We start from the raw sequence: 16,402 nt of genomic DNA, 5'->3' as shown, positions 1-16,402 counted from the left end.
CTCCGGTTTCTCCGCATTCCGACACTCCGGCCGGCACTCCCTCCGTAGGAAGAGTGACTGTTTCCCCGTCCGGGTACCCGGGCGGGGCGCGGCCCGTCACTTCTCGGGTGGCCGGCGCCGAGACGCGGCGAGAGAAAGGGAATGTCACTTGTGGAACGCCCTCACCAGGGAGGCCGCCGCCGTAGGGCGTTCGGTGCACAACTGCTTCACCGAGTCCGGGCCCGAGCGCGACACGGCGGTCCAGTCCCTCAAGGCGGCGGGCGCCGCTCTGCTGGCCTGGGCCCTCGCCGGCTGGTGGTGGAACGCGCCGATGGCGCTCCTGGCACCGTGGACCGCGCTGTTCCTGGTGCAGAGCACCGTCTACCGCTCGCTGCTGACCGCCCTGCAGCAGGTCGTCGTGGTCCTCACCGGCACCCTGCTCGCCGCCGGCGCCCTCGCGCTGACGCATGACACGATGGCCGCGATGGCGCTGGCCCTGCCTCTGACCGTGCTGCTCGGCAACTACGCGCGGCTCGGCACCCAGGGCTTCTACGCGCCGACGGCCGCGCTGTTCGTCCTCGTCTACGGCTCCTACAGCGGCTTCGACATACTGCACCGGCTGCTGGAGACCCTGCTCGGAGCGGCCATCGGAATCGCCGTGAACGCGTGTGTCCTGCCGCCGGTCCACTCCGGGCGCGTCCACCATCTGCGCGCCCGACTGCCGCAGGACTGCGCCTGCCTCCTGCAGGAGGTCGCCGACGGCATCGAGACGTCGTACGACAAGGAGCGGGCCCGCGGCTGGTACGACAGCGCGGTGCGGCTGGCCGACGTGGTGACGGAGCTGCGGACCGCGCGCCGGTGGTCGGACGAGAGCCGCCGCTTCAACCCGGGGCTCAGGCTGCGCCGTTCCGCCGTGCCACCGCCGCCCGCCGAGTGGGACTTCACCTGGGACCGGATCACCGAGCACATCAGGGCGATCACGCGTTCACTGTCCGAGGCGGTCACCCTCCCGGAGTCGGCACCTGGCGTACCGGGCATCCTGTCGCCGCTCCTGCGGGCGGCCGGTGACGTCCTCGACTGCCGCAACGGCACGGCCGACGAGCGCCACCAGGCTGCCCAGACACTCAAGGCAGCCTTCGCGGCCCACGACCGGCTGGCCTCGGTCCTCGCGGACGGCCGTCAGGCGGCCACACCCGCGCTCGGCGGTCTGACCGCGGACACCGAGCGGCTGCTGGACGACCTGACCACGGTGGTCGACTCATGGGACGACGAGACCTCATGGGCCGACACCTCACGGGACGGCACCGCGCGGGACGGCACCTCACAGGACGGCACCTCACGGGCCGACCGGCGGGCGAGCCGCGGCTGAGGGCACCGCGGCAGGGACGCACGGTCCGGCATGAGTCCGCCAGGGACGGTTACAGGGGCCGAGGCCTGCACTTACACTGGCGTCCCGCAGCACACCTGTTTGACCAGCCAGGACCTGTCCGGTCGATCCGGCGAAGCGAGGAGCGACCCGTTGTTCTACTACGTTCTCAAGTACGTGATCCTGGGACCGCTGTTGCGGCTGGTCTTCCAGCCCAGGATCGAGGGCCTGGAGCACGTACCGGCGACGGGAGCGGCCATCGTCGCGGGCAATCACCTGTCGTTCTCGGACCACTTCCTGCTGCCCGCGATCCTCAAGCGGCGCATCACGTTCCTCGCCAAGGCCGAGTACTTCACGGGTCCCGGCATCAAGGGCCGGCTGACGGCGTTCTTCTTCCGCAGCGCCGGGCAGATCCCGGTGGACCGCTCCGGCAAGGAGGCGGGCAAGGCGGCGATCCGTGAAGGACTCGGCGTCCTGAGCAAGGACGAGCTGCTCGGCATCTACCCGGAGGGGACCCGCTCGCACGACGGCCGCCTCTACAAGGGCAAGGTGGGCGTCGCGGTGATGGCGCTCAGGGCCGAGGCCCCCGTCATCCCGTGCGCCATGATCGGCACCTTCGAGGCCCAGCCCCCCGGCCGGAAGATCCCCAAGATCCATCCGGTGGCGATCCGCTTCGGGGAGCCCCTCGACTTCTCCCGCTACGCGGGCATGGAGAACGAGAAGGCGATCCTGCGCGCCATCACCGACGAGATCATGTACGCGATCCTCACCCTCTCCGAGCAGGAGTACGTGGACCGGTACGCGGCCGACGTGAAGGCGGCGGAGGCCGCCGAGAAGGCGAAGTCCCGCAAGTTCCCGCGTCTGCCGCAGCGTTGAGGCTCCGCGCGCACCACTGACGCCGTGCCGCTCGCGCCGTCGCTCTCCCGGTGGCCGAGCCGGCGCTCTGCCTGCAGCTGATCGGCTGGGTATCGGCGCGGCGTGCGCCGTACGGTCGCCCCATGACACGACGAGCCGTGGTGATCGGGGCGACGGGACAGCTCGGGCGGGCCGCCGTGGGCGCGCTGGCCGGGGACGGCTGGCAGGTGACGGCTCTCTCGCGGGGCGGCGGACGGGACGAGGACTGGCCGGACGAGGTACGCACCGTCCGGGTGGACCGCTCCGACGACTCCGCCCTGGCCGCCGCGGTCGGCGACGGCTGCGACGTACTGGTGGACATGGTGGCCTACGGGCCGGAGCACGCACGGCAGTTGACCGCGCTGGCCGGTCGCGTCGGATCCGCCGTGGTCATCTCCAGCGTGTCGGTGTACGAGGACGACGAGGGCCGTAACTTCGACTCGCAGACCGAGCCGGACGGATTTCCCCGGTACCCGGTGCCCCTGACGGATGACCAGCGCACGATCGCGCCCGGCGAGTCCTCGTACAGCACCCGCAAGGCGGGTCTTGAGCGCGAACTCCTCGCCGGCGCTGACCGGTTGCCGACCACGGTGTTGCGGGCGGGCGCCGTGCACGGGCCGCACTGCCGTACACCGCGCGAGTTGTACTTCGTCAAACGCCATCTGGACGGCCGTGACCGGCGCGTCCTCGCCTTCGGGGGCGGGAGCCGCTTTCATCCGGCCGGCGTCCACACCGTCGCGGAACTGATCCGGCTGGCCGCCGCGCGTCCGGGCGCCCGCGTCCTGAACGCCGTGGACCCCGAAGCGCTGACGGTGGCGGAGATCGCCGGGGCGATCGACGCCGTGCTGGGGACCGCACCCGAGACCGTCCTGGTCGACGGGCCCCCTCCCGCGCCGGGCGTGGGCGACACCCCGTGGTCGGTGCCGCACCCGGTCATCTGTGACATGACGGCGGCGGAGCGGGAGCTGGGGTACCGGCCGGTGACGCGGTACGCCGACAGGCTGCCCGAGACGGTCGCCTGGATCGTGCGCCGGCTGGCCGAGGAAAGCCGGACCGGCGGGAATCGGACCGGCAGGGACCGGAGTGGCGGGGACCGGAGTGGCGGGGGCTGGCGGGAGGCGTACCCGAAGATGTTCGCTACGTACGGCGACCTCTTCGACTACGCGGCCGAGGACGCCTGGCTCGCGACCCGGGGTGCCTGAGGCACGGGACGGGAGAGGGGGGCGGCCATAGCACGGCCGCCCCCCTCCCTCCTGTCGGCTGCCGACGTCGCCGCTACGGCTTGGGCGTGGCGTGCGGAGTGCACGTCACATCGGCCGCGTCGACCTTGCCGGTGAGCAGGTAGGTGTCCACCCGCTCGTTGACGCACGGGTTGGTCAGCCCCGTCACGCCGTGCGATCCCGCGTCCTTCTCGGTGATCAGACGGGAGCCCTTGAACCGCTTGTGCAGTTCGACGGCGCCCTCGTACGGAGTGGCGGCGTCACGCGTGGACTGCACGATCAGGACGGGCGGCAGGCCCTTGCCGGTCTTCACGTTCACCGGGGTCTGCTGCTTGGCGGGCCAGGTCGCGCACGGCAGGTTCAGCCAGGCGTTGGCCCATGTCATGAACGGGTAGTCCTTGTGCAGCCTGCTGTTGTCGCGGTCCCACTTCTTCCAGCTGGTGGGCCACTTGGCGTCGGTGCACTCGACGGCCGTGTAGACGGCGTTGCCGTTCTCCGAGGAGATGTTGCCCGCGGTGTCGGTGAGGTCCGGCGCGGCGGCGTCGACGAGCGCCTGGGTGTCACCGGCGACGTACTTGCTGAAGACGGTCGCGACCGGCACCCACGACGAGTCGTAGTACGGCGCGCTCTGGAAGAAGCCGATGAGCTCGGCCGGGCCGACGACACCGCCGATGGGGTTCTTCTTGGCGGTGGCACGCAGCTTCAGCCACTGGTCCTGGACCTCGGCCCGGGTGTCGCCGAGGTGGAAGGCGGCGTCGTTCTTGGCGACCCAGTCCTGCCAGTCCTTCCAGCGCGTCTCGAAGGCGACGTCCTGGTCGAGGTTGGCCTCGTACCAGATCTTCTCCCGCGACGGGTTGACGACGCTGTCCGCGATCATGCGGCGTACGTGGTTCGGATAGAGCGTGCCGTAGACGGCGGCGATGTACGTGCCGTACGAGACACCCAGGAAGTTGAGCTTCTTCTCGCCGAGCGCGGCCCGGATGACGTCCAGGTCACGGACGGTGTTCGGGGTCGTCATCTGCGGCAGCATCTCGCCGCTGCGCTCGGCGCAGCCGTCCGCGTACTCGGCGGCGAGCTTGCGCTGGACGCGCTTGTCGGCCTCGGAGTCCGGCACCGGGTCGAGCTTGGGCGCCTTCACGAACTCCTGCGGGTCGACGCAGGAGATGGGCGCCGAGTGACCGACGCCGCGCGGGTCGAAGCCCACGAAGTCGTACGCCTTCGAGGTCTTCACCCACAGCGGGTTCTTGTTGGTGACCCGGGTCGGGAAGCGCAGTCCGGAGCCGCCGGGGCCGCCCGGGTTGTAGACGAGGGCGCCCTGGCGCTCCGCCTTGGTGCCCGTGTTGCCGATGCGGTCGACGGCGAGCTTGATCTTCTTGCCGTCGGGCTTCGCGTAGTCGAGCGGCACGGTGACCCAGCCGCACTGGATGGGCTTCGCGATCCCCCAGTCCGCCGGACAGTCCTGCCAGTCGATGCCGGCCTTGGCCGCGCGGGCGGCGGCGATCTCGGCGCCGCGCGTCTGGCTGACGTGGCTGCTGTGACCGTGGCGGGATTCCGCGTTGGCCGACGGAGCCGCGACGGCACCGGCTATGAGCGTCGCGGTGACGAGCGCTCCGGCCGAGCCGAACGCCGTCACCTTCCTCGTACCTCTCAAGAGAGTTCTCCCCCTACTGTCGTCGTGGTCAGTACGGGGGATCCTTTCGGCTGTGAGGTACCTGAGAACAGGGGCGATGTGTCTTCTTTGCCAATCCGATAACCGGAACAGCTCTGTCCGTTGAGCGGTGATGTTCGTTTCGCGGGTGCTTCAGCCCAGTAGGCGCAGGGCCTCGTCGAGGGTGCGGCGCAGCTTGAGCGCGTCGGCGGCGACGGCGGTCACCAGGGCGCCCGGCCCGGCGAGCGGGGTGAGCGCGGCGTACTCCCCCAGCAACCGCGGCTCGACCGGCCGCGTCACGTACTCCGGCCGTACGACGAGAAGCTGCCCGAGTGCGCGATGCCCGGCCAGTACGGCGGGCCCGTCCCACCCGCCGGGCGCCCCGGGCCCGCAGGAGAGCTCCTGATCGAGCAGGGGTTTCCCGTCGAGGAGAACGGTGAGCCGACTGCTGAGCCGCCCGGGTTCCTCACCGGCCCGCCCGAGAACCTGCTCCTCACGGAAAGTCAGCCGAGCACCGGCCGCAAGATCGACACGGGTGGTGAGATGCAGTTCACTGCCGTTGGCGGAGATCAACTGCTCAGGTAGCCACCACAGTTCACCCCCGTCCCCCACCGTGAGACGTACGTCGTAACGCGCCTCCCCCTTGGCCTGCCCCGGCAGCGCGATGGTGGCCGCGGCCGACCCGACGTGCAGGCGTGCCCCCTCGGCCACCTCGGCCGTCACGGTGAAGTGGTCACCGCCCAGCGGGCCGCTCATCGCGCCGACCAGCATGACGCGGGCCTCGGAGCCGGCGGCCCGCGTCCGCCGCAGGGCGAGCGGACCCCCGCTCTCCAGGGTGGGCAGCGCGGTGCCGCCCCGCCCGTCCGGACGGGCGCCGATGCGCGCGGCGGCCCGCACCCCGGACGCGCCCGACACCCCGGACGCCCCGGAGGTCACGCCGCCCACGCGGCGAGCTGCACCCGCACCCAGGCGGCGACGTCCTCGACACCGCCCTCGGCGCGCAACGACTGGAAAACCACCGGCAGTTCGGCCCGCTGAGCCTTCGCGTCGACGGCCATCCGACCAAGATCCGAACCGACGTAGGGCGCGAGGTCCGTCTTGTTGACCACGAGCAGGTCGGCGGTCGTGACCCCGGGCCCACCCTTGCGCGGGATGTCGTCCCCGCCCGCGACATCGATCACGAAGATCTGTGCGTCGACGAGCCCCTTGGAGAAGGTCGCCGTCAGATTGTCGCCCCCCGACTCGACGAGGATCAGCTCCAGCGGCCCGACCTCGTCCTCCAGGTCCTCGACCGCTTCGAGGTTCGCCGAGATGTCGTCACGGATCGCCGTGTGCGGGCAGGCCCCGGTCTCGACGGCGGTGATCCGCTCGGGCGGCAGCACGGCTTCCCGCAACAGGAACTCGGCGTCCTCCCGCGTATAGATGTCGTTGGTGACAACGGCCAACGACCACTCGTCGCGCAACGCCCGGCACAGCGCGGCCACGGTGGCGGTCTTCCCGGACCCCACGGGCCCCCCGAGCCCGATCCGCAGAGCCCGCCGACGCCCGTCGGCCCGATGGGCGTCGGCACTGATGGCGGCGGGCCCGTCGTGGGTGTGATGGTGATCGAGATGCATGACTACGACTCCAACTGTTGGCTTCCGGCCGGTCGGACGTTCAGCTCTTCCAGCCCGTCCGGCATTCGTCTTTCAACCCGGCTTCGGGATCTCGGCCCGTCCGGCCATTGACCTTCAGCCCGTCCGGCGTCTGCCCTTCAGCCCGTCCGGCCATTGACCTTCAGCCCGTCCGGCGTTTGAGGACGAGCGCGCAAGCGCGATTGCGGGGGCGAGGGGGCGCAGCCCCCATCCAGTGACGGGAAGGGTAGGGGCGGCGGGGGCGAAAACCCCTAGGACGCAAACAACCGCACAGCCCAAGCAGCATGCCCCTCCGCCCCGATCTCCAGCAGCGGAGCACCCCCCGCCGGCAACACCCCAACCCCACCTCCGCCCTCACCCCCACCCTCAACCGCACCCTCAACCGCACCCCGCGCACCCTCAACAGCCCGCCGCGCAACACCATCGAGCTCGGGAGCCAACCGCGCCAACACCCCCGTCGCATCGAATGGATCAAGACTCAGCAACCGCACCACCGCACTCGCCGGCCCACTCACACACTCGTACACAGAGCAGTACGCGGCATCGTCCGCCCCGAGCCCAGCGGCCCGCGCGACCAGCCCGAGCACCACCGGCTGATGGGCGCCTTTGGGGAACCGCCCCGCCAGTGCGTCGAGTTCGGCGGACGGCCAGGTCGCCCGAGCGGCCCGCATCAGCTGCCGCCCGAGCTTGCGGGCGGCGACCCGCAACGCGGGCGAAGGCGTACGGGCGTCCGCGGCGCCGTCCAGTTCCACCGGATCGAGCCCGAGTGCGGCAGCGGCGGCGAGCGAGGCGGACACCAGCCCGGCCGTGTGCAACCGCCCCCGGCAGAACTCCTCCAGGTCCGCCGCCCCGGTGATCCGGCCGGCCTTGACCGCCGCCTCGGCCCCACCGGAGTGGGCATGCCCGCCGGCGGGAAACCGGCCGTCGGCCAACACAAGCAACGCAGCACGCGACATGAGGAGCCTCAGAACGCTAAGTCGGTATCGGACCGAAATTGCCCTGCCCTACCCTCAGGACACCAGGACACCAGGGCATCAGAACAGGAAATACCGCTGCGCCATGGGCAGTTCGGCCGCAGGCGTGGCCTCCACCAGCTCCCCGTCGATCGTGACGGCGAAGCTGTCGGGATCGACCCGTACCCGCGGTCGTGCGTCGTTCTCCCGCATGTCCGCCTTGGTCACCCCGCGCGTCGACTCGATCGGCACGAACCGCTTCCCGAGCCCGAGCCGCTCCGGCAACCCGTCCTCGATGGCGATCGGTGCCACGAAGTTGAACGAGTTGGACGCGGGTGCCCGGCCGATCGCCCCGAACATGGGCCGCGGCAGGATCGGCTGCGGTGTGGGGATGGACGCGTTGGCGTCGCCCATCTGCGCGTACGCGATCTGCCCTCCCTTGACCACGAGATGCGGCTTGACCCCGAAGAACGCGGGCTCCCACAGCACGAGGTCGGCGAGCTTGCCGGTCTCGACGGAACCGATCTCGCGGGCGAGCCCCTGGGCGACGGCCGGATTGATCGTGTACTTGGCGACATAGCGACGTACGCGATGGTTGTCCGCCCGTCCGTCCCCCGGCAACGTGCCCCGGCGCCGCTTCATGACGTGCGCGGTCTGCCAGGTCCGCATGATGACCTCGCCGACGCGCCCCATCGCCTGGGCGTCGGAGGAGATGATCGAGATCGCGCCGAGATCGTGCAGGATGTCCTCGGCGCCGATCGTGGTGGGCCGGATCCGGGACTCCGCGAACGCCAGATCCTCCGGCACGGCGGCGTTCAGGTGGTGGCAGACCATCAGCATGTCGAGGTGTTCCTCGGCGGTGTTGACGGTGTAGGGCCGGGTCGGGTTGGTCGAACTGGGCAGCACGTGCGCCTCGGAGACCACGGTCATGATGTCCGGCGCGTGCCCGCCTCCGGCGCCCTCCGTGTGGTACGCGTGGATCGTGCGCCCCGCGATGGCGGCGAGCGTGTCGGCCACGAACCCGGCCTCGTTGAGGGTGTCCGTGTGGATGGCGATCTGCGCGCCGGTGCGGTCCGCGACGGTGAGCGCGGCGTCGATGACGGCGGGCGTGGAGCCCCAGTCCTCGTGGAGCTTGAGACCGAGCGCGCCGCCGCGCAGCTGCGACAGCATCGCCTCCTCGGAGACGGTGTTGCCCTTGCCCAGCAGCCCGAAGTTGAGCGGGTACTGCTCCATCGCCTCCAGCATCCGGGCGAGATGCCAGGGGCCGGGGGTGACGGTGGTGGCCTTGGACCCCTCGGCAGGGCCGGTGCCGCCGCCGACGAGGGTCGTGATCCCGGAAGCCAGCGCCTCGTCCGCGATCTGCGGGCAGATCAGATGCACATGGGCGTCGATGGCCCCGGCCGTCAGGATGCGCCCGTTGCCCGCGATGATCTCGGTCTCCGGGCCGATGACCAGGTCCGGGTGCACCCCGTCCATGGTGTCGGGGTTGCCCGCCTTGCCGATGCCGGTGATACGGCCGTCGCGGATGCCCACGTCGGCCTTGATGATCCCCCAGTGATCGACGATCACGGCGCCGGTGACGACCGTGTCAGGGGTGCCCTCGGCGCGGGTGGCACGTGCTTGCCCCATGGACTCCCTGATGACCTTGCCGCCGCCGAACACGGCCTCGTCACCGGCGCGTCCGGGCCCGCCGGAACGATCCTCCTCGATCTCGATCAGGAGGTCGGTGTCGGCGAGCCGGATCCGGTCGCCTGTGGTGGGACCGAACAGGTCGGAGTAGGCGGCACGCGAGATCTCAGGCATCGAGGGGTCCTCCGGTCTCGCCGCGCAGACCCGGCACGACACGGGCGCCGGCGATCGGGACGAGTTCGACCTCTACGGGTATCCCCGGCTCGAAACGTACGGCGGTGCCGGCGGCGACGTTGAGCCGCTTGCCGTGTGCGGCGGCGCGGTCGAAGTCGAGACCGGGGTTCGCCTCGGCGAAGTGGTAGTGGGAACCGACCTGCACGGGCCGGTCGGCGGCGTTGAGGACGGTGAGCCGGGTGACGGCGAGGCCTTCGTTGAAGGCGACCGGCCCGTCGGCGAACAGGATCTCTCCGGGAATCATGGCTGCCGCTCCCCCGTCAGACGATCGGGTCGTGGACGGTGACGAGCTTGGTGCCGTCGGGGAAGGTCGCCTCGACCTGGACGTCGTGGATCATCTCGGGTATGCCCTCCATGACGTCCTCGCGGGTGAGGATCGCGCGTCCGGAGGCCATGAGTTCGGCCACCGTGCGGCCGTCCCTGGCCCCTTCGAGTATGTGCGAGGTGATCAGTGCGACGGACTCCGGATGGTTCAGCTTCAACCCCCGGGCCCGGCGCTTCTCGGCCACGTCGGCGGCCACATGGATGAGCAGCCTCTCCTGCTCGTGCGGCGTCAGTTGCACGGCTTCCACCTCACAGTCCTCGCTCCGGACCGTGCGGGGTCCGGCTGCCGCAGCCACCATGCCGGATCCGACCGCAGTACGTACCTGTCGTGACTGCGGCGCACGGCCGGAACGCACGCCTCAACGCGCCCTCCGCCCCGAAAACCCCTGGTGACGTGGTGGTGCAGGCTAGTTCCGCAGAGTTTCAGACACGTTAACCGCCGCACGGGGCGCCCATTTCCAGGGCCGCACCCCAGCACGGGCGCGATCCTTTGGGGGCGCGGGGAACGGCGCAATCAGTCACAAGCAACCCGCACACACCTACCCCGGCACCCGCACACTCATCAACGCCCGCAGCCCATCCTGCAACACCTCCGCCGGCGCGGTACCGAAGAGCGCCTGCTGGGCGGCAAACCCCTGCGCCACAGCGATCAGGGTCCGCGCGACATGCTCGGCGGGGATGTCCGCCCGCATCACCCCAGCCGCCTGATACCCCTCGACGACCTTCACCCAGGCATCGCGCACCGCACCGAACCCTTCCCGCAGCAGCGCCGACAGCTCACTGTCACGAAGCGTCTCCGTCCAGACCTGGACCATCAGCCGGGGAAAGGAAGCCTCCCCCTCCCAGGTCAGACCGTGCTTCCCCGGCCCCCCCAGCCCGAGCACCTGGGTCATGACCAGCCCCACCAGTACGTCGGGCATCGGCGGCGGGGTGTGCCGGGCGGCGTCCTCGAAGGCCTCCCGCATACCCCCGAGGACCTCGGTGACGATCGCCGCGATCAGCTCGTTTTTCCCGCTGAAGTAGCGGTAGACGGCCCCCGCCGAGAGGTTCACCTCCTTCAGCACGTCCTGCATCGACGTGGCATGGAACCCGTTGCGCGCGAAGCAGCGGGCCGCGCCGTCGAGGATCTGGCGGCGACGGGCGTCGAGGTGTTCCTGAGATACGCGAGCCATGCACGAAAAGTAAAACGAACATTCCTTCTTGACAAGCCCGACTACCAGCGGGAAAGTCACCACAAGTAAAACGAACGATCCTTCTTTTTAGCCCACCCATCCGAATCGAGGGAAGAAGCATGTCCGCCACGTCCGCCACGTCCACTACGTCCGCGTCGACACACCACCCCTCACAACAGCCGTCGCACCGCCGCCGCATCGCAGCCGTCGTACTGCTGATCCCGGTCCTGGCGGCGCTCGCCCTGTGGGCCTTCGCCTGGCCCGCGGCCCGTACCGCTCCCCACGATCTGCCGCTCGGTCTGGCCGGCCCGGCGAGCGCGACCGCCCAGGTGCAGAGGCAACTCGAAGCCCACGAGGGCGCCTTCGAGATCCACCGCTACGCGGACGAGGCCGCCGCCCGGGACGCCATCGAGGACCGGACCGTATACGGCGCGGTCGTCGTCACCGAGCGGGGCCGCAAGTTGCTCACCGCCTCGGCGGCGAGCCCGCTCGTGGCGCAGTCGCTCCAGCAGGCTATGGCCCAACGGGCGGACGGCGCCCCGATGGAGACCCTCGACGTCGTACCGGCCTCCGCGGACGACCCGCGCGGCTCGGTCCTCACGTCGAGCGTGCTCCCCATGACGCTGGCCGGTATCGCCGCGGGAGCGGCGGTGACCCTGCTGGGTCTGCGCGGCCGGCGCGCGATCGCCGCGCTGATCGGCGCGGCGGCGGTGGTCGGTACGGTGGCCGCACTCATCGCGGGCAACTGGCTCGGGGCGTTCACCGGGAGCTGGTGGCCCCAGGCGGGCGCGCTGGCGCTCTCGACGCTGGCCGTGAGCGCCGCCGTCGCAGGACTCGCGGCGCTGCTCGGCACCCCGGGGACAGGGCTCGGCGCGTTCGTCGTGATGATGCTCGGCAACCCGTTCTCCGGTGCGAGTTCGGCACCCGAGATGCTGCCCGCGCCGGTCGGCGTGATCGGCCAGTGGCTGCCGCCGGGGGCCGGGGCCTCGCTTCTGCGCTCGGTCTCCTTCTTCGACGGGGCCGCGGCGTCCGGGCCGGCGCTGACGTTGGCGTGGTGGGCCGCGTTGGGCCTGGGGGCGGTGTTGCTGGGCAGCGCGCTGAAGCGGCGCAGGGCATCCGCGTCGTCCGGCCGGGGGCCGGCCCCCGCGCCTTGACCACCCGCACCACGAACCGACCGTGCACCCCGCAGTAGCGGACGGGGGTGCACGGTCCTTCACACTTACTTGCGCTCCGACGCCGGATGCGACCCGACGGGGGTCGGCCGCGCAGTTCCCCGCGCCCCTGGGTGAATGACGGCCTGGGCAGCCCGTCGACTTCGCCTGCTCGCGCTCCGACGCCGGATGCGACCCGACGGGGGTCGGCCGCGCAGTTCCCCGCGCCCCTGGGTGAGTGGCGGCTCAGGCAGCACGTCAGGCTGCCACGGGCGGGTGGGCAGCGACATGGTTGGCGGGGTGACGGACGGGATGGCCCGGAGAACCGGACATCCGGCGTCACCCCATCCAGCCAGGGGCGCGGGGAACTGCGCGGCCCGCCCCCACCCGCCCGCACCGGACGCACCGGACGACGACCCTACGACACCCCCGGCCCCCGATGCTCCGCCGCGATCCCGAACCGCTGCCGTTCGCCCGAGCCGGACGCGGACACGGGCGCGACCCCGCGGACCCCGGACACCGAACTGACCACCTGCTCGTCCCCCACCGCGTCGAGCTTCTCAAGTCGCTCCAGGTCAGCCGCGGACACCAGGGCGACGAGGGGCTTGCCGTGCCGCGTGACGACGACGCGTTCCGCGCCGTACACCACGCGGTTGATCAGGTCGGCGAGCTCAGCCCTGGCTTGCGTCACCGGAATCTCGTAGGCCATGCTCCCCATCATAACGTCATGTACGTCCTGTACATTTTTTACAGGACCTCTCCCAGAGGAGGCGTGTGTCGTGACCCGCTCAACAACCCGACCGCCAGCTCAGCCGCCAGCTCGGCCGTCCGCCCGCCACGTCCTGCCCGAGTTCACCGAGCGCACCAGTTCGGGGACGCGGACCATGGATCCGTACTCCAAGCTCCTCGAAGAACGGATCGTCTTTCTCGGGACGCCGATCGACGACACGTCCGCGAACGACGTGATGGCGCAGTTCATGCACCTTGAGTACCAGGCACCCGACCGGACCATCTCGCTCTACATCAACTCCCCAGGCGGCTCCTTCAGCGCGATGGCGGCCGTCTACGACACGATGCGGTTCGTCAGCTGCGAGGTGGAGACCATCTGCCTGGGCCAGGCCGCGTCGGCCGCCGCGGTGCTGCTGGCGGCGGGCACACCGGGCAAGCGGTACGCGCTGCCGGGCGCCCGCGTTCTGCTCCATCAGCCGTTCCTGTCCGAGCCGGTTCAGGGACAGGCGTCCGACCTCGCCATCCAGGCGGACGAACTGCTGCGCACCCGCGCCCGCCTGGAGGAGATGCTCGCCCGGCACACGGGGCATAGCCGGGAGCGGATCGGCGCGGACATCGAGCGGGACAAGATCCTCGACGCCCACCAGGCGCTGGAGTACGGGCTGATCGACCGGATCGTCCCCAGCCGCAAGACTGCCCTCGGCGCGTCCGACACACCCGGCCCGTCCGGCACATCCGGCCCGTCCGACGCACCCGGCGCGGGGTGATCCGCCGATGCTCCCACCCGAGTTGCCCCCGCTGCCGGCTCTGACGCGGGCCGAAGCCGAGCTGATCGACCGGTATCTGGAGGTGGTCGACCTCCTCGGCCGGATCAACCCGGCACACTCCGGGGACACCTACCGCGGACTGCGCGCGGCCCAGGCACTGGTCGGCAGGGCCACCGCGCTGCGCGACGCCCTGACCCTGATGCACCAGCGGGGCGAACACGAGCTGCACGCGGCAACCCTGGCGCGGGCCCTGCGCGTCCTCGACGGTGAGCGCAGGGCGAGCCGGGTCGCCCTGCCGCCCAGCTCCGACACCTGACACCGACACCGACACCTGACAAACACCACACCCCTCGGTCCGGCCTCACGCGCGCACTTGACGAAGCGTCCGCACCGGAGTTGAAACGCACCAGACGGCGTACCCCCGGTCGGCGTAGTCGCAACTGCTCCCCCAGGCCCCGGCGAGTTGCGCAACGCACGTACGTCCGAGGCGGAATCAACTGTTCCAGTGCTGGTGCGAGGGTCCTTGAGGCTCTCGACACCCACCCGCAGAAAGGGCTGTCCACCCGAACGGGTGAGTGGTGAGTAAGACCACAAATCGCCGATTCCGCTCGGCTTTTGGGACATCAGTGCGTCAAGATCCCTGCGACGACAAGCCCCCGCCACAAGCGGCGGGGCGGTCCGGGCGGACGCCGAGTCCTGCCGCTGCCCGGATGACCGGTCGACAGAAGTGCATCGGCAGGAGTGGAGGACCCAGGCACGACGGGCCGCCGGAGAGATCCGAGTGGCCCTTGGGGTGAAGCCGCAGCTGCGGCCGGGCAACTTCGCCAGCCCGAATCCGACAGGTCATCCTTCACAGGCGGCTGACGAAGGGTTGCGCATGACTGCGCTCAATCGTGTCCCGTCGCTGTTCAGCAGGGCCGGTACCGCATCGGTCCTCACCATCGCCGCCGTAGGCGGCGGCATAGTGGCCCCTGGCTTCGCGTCCGATGCGGAAGCGGCCACTCCCGCGACGAAGGCACTCAAGGTGGCGGCCTCCAAGAAGGGCGCCCCGTACAAGTACGGGGCCGTGGGGCCCAAGCGCTTCGACTGCTCCGGCCTCACGCTCTACTCGTTCAAGAAGGCGGGCAAGAAGCTGCCCCGCACGGCTGCGGCCCAGTACAACAAGACGAACCACGTCTCCTCCTCGAAGCGCAAGCAGGGGGACCTGGTCTTCTTCCACTCGGGCCGGAACGTCTACCACGTGGGCATCTACGCCGGGAAGGGACGGATCTGGCACTCGCCGAAGACCGGGGATGTGGTGAAGCTCCAGAAGATCTGGACGAAGAGCGTCTGGTACGGCCGGGTCAGGTGATCCACCCACGGGGCGGCCGTGGCGATCTCCACGGCCGCCCCGTGAGGGACCCGGGCATGACGCGTGATTTCGGCGGCTGAATGGTTACTCGTTCACTTATGGCCGATCCGCACCACCACGAGGGGCGCAACGAGACCCGTCTTGAGCGCGCCGACCGGAACTTTCTCGAACTCCTCCAGGAGCTGCGGGTCACCCAGACGGGCGTTCAGATCCTCTTCGCCTTCCTGCTCACCCTCGCCTTCACCCCGCGGTTCCCGTCCCTCGACACCGTGCAGCGCACCACGTACGTCGTCACCCTGCTGCTCTCGGTCCTGGCGGCGGCACTCTTCACGGCCCCCGCCGCCCTGCACCGGCGGCTGTTCCAGCGGGGCGCCAAGCCGCTGGTGGTCAATGCCTCGTCCCGGCTCGCGCAGGCCGGCCTGGCCGTGCTCGCGCTCGCTCTCACCGGTTCCGTGCTGCTCGTCGTGGACGTGGCGGTGGACCGGACCGAGGGGATCGTGGCCGGGGCGACCACTCTGCTCCTCTGCGTCGGTCTGTGGGAGGTCCTGCCATACCTGCTGAAACGGGCCGTCGACAAGACCTCGGACGATGAGGGCTAGCGCTCCGCTGAATGTCTGAAATCTTGTGAATGTCTGAAATCTTGTCGGCGGGCGTGTCGTGGCTGGTCGCGCTTACGCGGCGGAGCCGCATGTCGATACTGCCCCGCGCCCCTTGAGGGCGCCGTCACGGGCCGTCGGTCAGTCGGCCGAGACCGGCTCCACCGGTACCGTCCAGGGCAGCGTGACCGACACGGTCTTTCCGCCTTCCCTGGTGGACCGGACCGAAAGCTTGCCACCGGACTCCGCGGTCAGCCAGCGGATGATCACCATGCCCCGGCCGTTGTCCTGCTGGACGGCCGCGGGCAGCCGTTTCGGGAAGCGCGGGTGGCTGTCGGTCACGCCGATGCGCAGCTGTTCGTCACGGTCGAGTTCGATGTCCACCGTGAAGGTGGGTGACAGTCCGAAGGTGTGCTGTACCGCGTTCGTGGCGAGTTCGGAGACGATGAGCCGGACCGTGTCGGCGGTCTCCGAGTCGGAAGGCAGTCCCCATGTGGCCAGGACGTCGGTGACATACGTACGGGCGGCGGAGACCGAGGCGGGATCGCTCGGCAGAGTGACGGATGCTTCCTGGTGGTCTGCCATGCGACGTCGTCCCTTTCCCACGGGACCGGGGCCCGACCGAAGCGGATGACTTCGAGACGGTCCCGGCCTGGTGCTTGCGCCAGCGTGCCACTACCTCGGCGTTCGTGGTGCCGATCCACCAAGATATGCATATATCTGTCGCTCGAAGCGGTGAACTCTGCGACCGTCGA

18 protein-coding genes and 1 riboswitch are annotated in these 16,402 nt (G+C 70.3%); of the genes, 8 read left to right on the top strand and 10 right to left on the bottom strand.

Features of this window, described 5'->3' with window-relative positions:
• Positions 1 to 148 precede the first annotated feature (148 nt).
• The 3 genes from ACIOKD_RS22810 to ACIOKD_RS22800 all read left to right on the top strand — a co-directional run bounded on the left by ACIOKD_RS22810 (position 149) and on the right by ACIOKD_RS22800 (position 3,441).
• Positions 149 to 1,348: an aromatic acid exporter family protein gene (locus tag ACIOKD_RS22810; protein ID WP_402086852.1), complete on the top strand. Its 1,200-nt coding sequence runs from the start codon at positions 149 to 151 to the stop codon at positions 1,346 to 1,348.
• Positions 1,349 to 1,498: 150 nt separating this feature from the next.
• Entirely contained in the window at positions 1,499 to 2,221 is a 723-nt protein-coding gene (locus ACIOKD_RS22805; RefSeq protein ID WP_402086850.1) for a lysophospholipid acyltransferase family protein, read from the top strand.
• A gap of 137 nt (positions 2,222 to 2,358) precedes the next feature.
• Positions 2,359 to 3,441: an NAD-dependent epimerase/dehydratase family protein gene (locus ACIOKD_RS22800; RefSeq protein WP_402087043.1), complete on the top strand. Its 1,083-nt coding sequence runs from the start codon at positions 2,359 to 2,361 to the stop codon at positions 3,439 to 3,441.
• Between the two features lie 73 nt (positions 3,442 to 3,514).
• Here ACIOKD_RS22800 and ACIOKD_RS22795 read toward each other — a convergent pair whose 3' ends face one another.
• The 8 genes from ACIOKD_RS22795 to ACIOKD_RS22760 form a co-directional block, all read right to left on the bottom strand.
• Positions 3,515 to 5,110, bottom strand: coding sequence for an alpha/beta hydrolase (locus ACIOKD_RS22795; protein WP_402086847.1), 1,596 nt, complete (start codon positions 5,108 to 5,110; stop codon positions 3,515 to 3,517).
• Between the two features lie 150 nt (positions 5,111 to 5,260).
• Positions 5,261 to 6,052: an urease accessory protein UreD gene (locus ACIOKD_RS22790; RefSeq protein WP_402086844.1), complete on the bottom strand. Its 792-nt coding sequence runs from the start codon at positions 6,050 to 6,052 to the stop codon at positions 5,261 to 5,263.
• Positions 6,040 to 6,723 (bottom strand): urease accessory protein UreG, encoded by a 684-nt coding sequence (gene ureG, locus ACIOKD_RS22785; RefSeq protein ID WP_402086842.1) that lies wholly within the window; start codon positions 6,721 to 6,723, stop codon positions 6,040 to 6,042. The genes ACIOKD_RS22790 and ureG overlap by 13 nt, the downstream gene beginning before the upstream one ends.
• Positions 6,724 to 6,992: 269 nt before the next feature.
• Entirely contained in the window at positions 6,993 to 7,697 is a 705-nt protein-coding gene (locus tag ACIOKD_RS22780) for an urease accessory protein UreF (protein WP_402086839.1), read from the bottom strand.
• A 78-nt stretch (positions 7,698 to 7,775) separates the two neighbouring features.
• Complete coding sequence (locus ACIOKD_RS22775) at positions 7,776 to 9,497, bottom strand: urease subunit alpha (RefSeq protein WP_402086836.1); 1,722 nt, start codon at positions 9,495 to 9,497, stop codon at positions 7,776 to 7,778.
• Positions 9,490 to 9,801, bottom strand: coding sequence for an urease subunit beta (locus ACIOKD_RS22770; RefSeq protein WP_384277304.1), 312 nt, complete (start codon positions 9,799 to 9,801; stop codon positions 9,490 to 9,492). Before ACIOKD_RS22770 ends, ACIOKD_RS22775 begins: the two co-directional genes overlap by 8 nt.
• 16 nt (positions 9,802 to 9,817) lie before the next feature.
• On the bottom strand, positions 9,818 to 10,120 hold the full coding sequence (locus ACIOKD_RS22765; protein WP_402087041.1) for an urease subunit gamma: 303 nt from the start codon (positions 10,118 to 10,120) through the stop codon (positions 9,818 to 9,820).
• Positions 10,121 to 10,420: 300 nt separating this feature from the next.
• Positions 10,421 to 11,053, bottom strand: coding sequence for a TetR/AcrR family transcriptional regulator (locus tag ACIOKD_RS22760; protein ID WP_402086832.1), 633 nt, complete (start codon positions 11,051 to 11,053; stop codon positions 10,421 to 10,423).
• A gap of 119 nt (positions 11,054 to 11,172) precedes the next feature.
• Here ACIOKD_RS22760 and ACIOKD_RS22755 point away from each other — a divergent pair, with 119 nt between their 5' ends.
• Complete coding sequence (locus ACIOKD_RS22755) at positions 11,173 to 12,207, top strand: ABC transporter permease (RefSeq protein WP_402086829.1); 1,035 nt, start codon at positions 11,173 to 11,175, stop codon at positions 12,205 to 12,207.
• A gap of 415 nt (positions 12,208 to 12,622) precedes the next feature.
• Here the strand turns inward: ACIOKD_RS22755 and ACIOKD_RS22750 are convergent, their stop codons facing one another.
• On the bottom strand, positions 12,623 to 12,913 hold the full coding sequence (locus ACIOKD_RS22750) for a type II toxin-antitoxin system Phd/YefM family antitoxin (RefSeq protein WP_402086826.1): 291 nt from the start codon (positions 12,911 to 12,913) through the stop codon (positions 12,623 to 12,625).
• 70 nt (positions 12,914 to 12,983) lie between these two features.
• On the opposite strand from ACIOKD_RS22750, the gene ACIOKD_RS22745 reads away from it, so the two are divergent.
• The 4 genes from ACIOKD_RS22745 (at position 12,984) to ACIOKD_RS22730 (ending at position 15,650) form a co-directional block, all read left to right on the top strand.
• The gene (locus tag ACIOKD_RS22745; RefSeq protein ID WP_402086823.1) at positions 12,984 to 13,700 is read left to right on the top strand and encodes an ATP-dependent Clp protease proteolytic subunit; all 717 of its coding nucleotides are present in this window, start codon (positions 12,984 to 12,986) and stop codon (positions 13,698 to 13,700) included.
• Between the two features lie 7 nt (positions 13,701 to 13,707).
• Positions 13,708 to 14,016 (top strand): hypothetical protein, encoded by a 309-nt coding sequence (locus ACIOKD_RS22740; protein WP_402086822.1) that lies wholly within the window; start codon positions 13,708 to 13,710, stop codon positions 14,014 to 14,016.
• Positions 14,017 to 14,387: 371 nt separating this feature from the next.
• Positions 14,388 to 14,574: riboswitch (cyclic di-AMP (ydaO/yuaA leader) on the top strand.
• A gap of 3 nt (positions 14,575 to 14,577) precedes the next feature.
• Entirely contained in the window at positions 14,578 to 15,051 is a 474-nt protein-coding gene (locus tag ACIOKD_RS22735) for a C40 family peptidase (protein WP_402086819.1), read from the top strand.
• Between the two features lie 98 nt (positions 15,052 to 15,149).
• Positions 15,150 to 15,650: a DUF6328 family protein gene (locus ACIOKD_RS22730; protein ID WP_402086816.1), complete on the top strand. Its 501-nt coding sequence runs from the start codon at positions 15,150 to 15,152 to the stop codon at positions 15,648 to 15,650.
• Between the two features lie 138 nt (positions 15,651 to 15,788).
• Here the strand turns inward: ACIOKD_RS22730 and ACIOKD_RS22725 are convergent, their stop codons facing one another.
• A complete protein-coding gene (locus ACIOKD_RS22725; RefSeq protein ID WP_402086813.1) occupies positions 15,789 to 16,232 on the bottom strand; it encodes an ATP-binding protein in 444 nt (147 codons plus the stop codon).
• Positions 16,233 to 16,402 lie beyond the last annotated feature (170 nt).

The sequence above is a fragment of the Streptomyces sp. NPDC087844 genome (assembly GCF_044742785.1).
In the GTDB taxonomy this organism is placed as follows: domain Bacteria; phylum Actinomycetota; class Actinomycetes; order Streptomycetales; family Streptomycetaceae; genus Streptomyces.
The sequence above is the reverse complement of the archived record's forward strand: the minus strand, read 5'-3'. Positions and strand labels throughout refer to the sequence as shown.

Bases quoted from the DNA above. Each gene is read 5' to 3' on its own strand.
- ureG (WP_402086842.1), bottom strand. From the start codon at position 6,723: ATGCATCTCGATCACCATCACACCCACGACGGGCCCGCCGCCATCAGT.
- ACIOKD_RS22780 (WP_402086839.1), bottom strand. From the start codon at position 7,697: ATGTCGCGTGCTGCGTTGCTTGTGTTGGCCGACGGCCGGTTTCCCGCC.
- ACIOKD_RS22775 (WP_402086836.1), bottom strand. From the start codon at position 9,497: ATGCCTGAGATCTCGCGTGCCGCCTACTCCGACCTGTTCGGTCCCACC.
- ACIOKD_RS22770 (WP_384277304.1), bottom strand. From the start codon at position 9,801: ATGATTCCCGGAGAGATCCTGTTCGCCGACGGGCCGGTCGCCTTCAAC.
- ACIOKD_RS22760 (WP_402086832.1), bottom strand. From the start codon at position 11,053: ATGGCTCGCGTATCTCAGGAACACCTCGACGCCCGTCGCCGCCAGATC.
- ACIOKD_RS22755 (WP_402086829.1), top strand. From the start codon at position 11,173: ATGTCCGCCACGTCCGCCACGTCCACTACGTCCGCGTCGACACACCAC.
- ACIOKD_RS22750 (WP_402086826.1), bottom strand. From the start codon at position 12,913: ATGGCCTACGAGATTCCGGTGACGCAAGCCAGGGCTGAGCTCGCCGAC.
- ACIOKD_RS22740 (WP_402086822.1), top strand. From the start codon at position 13,708: ATGCTCCCACCCGAGTTGCCCCCGCTGCCGGCTCTGACGCGGGCCGAA.
- ACIOKD_RS22735 (WP_402086819.1), top strand. From the start codon at position 14,578: ATGACTGCGCTCAATCGTGTCCCGTCGCTGTTCAGCAGGGCCGGTACC.
- ACIOKD_RS22730 (WP_402086816.1), top strand. From the start codon at position 15,150: ATGGCCGATCCGCACCACCACGAGGGGCGCAACGAGACCCGTCTTGAG.
- ACIOKD_RS22725 (WP_402086813.1), bottom strand. From the start codon at position 16,232: ATGGCAGACCACCAGGAAGCATCCGTCACTCTGCCGAGCGATCCCGCC.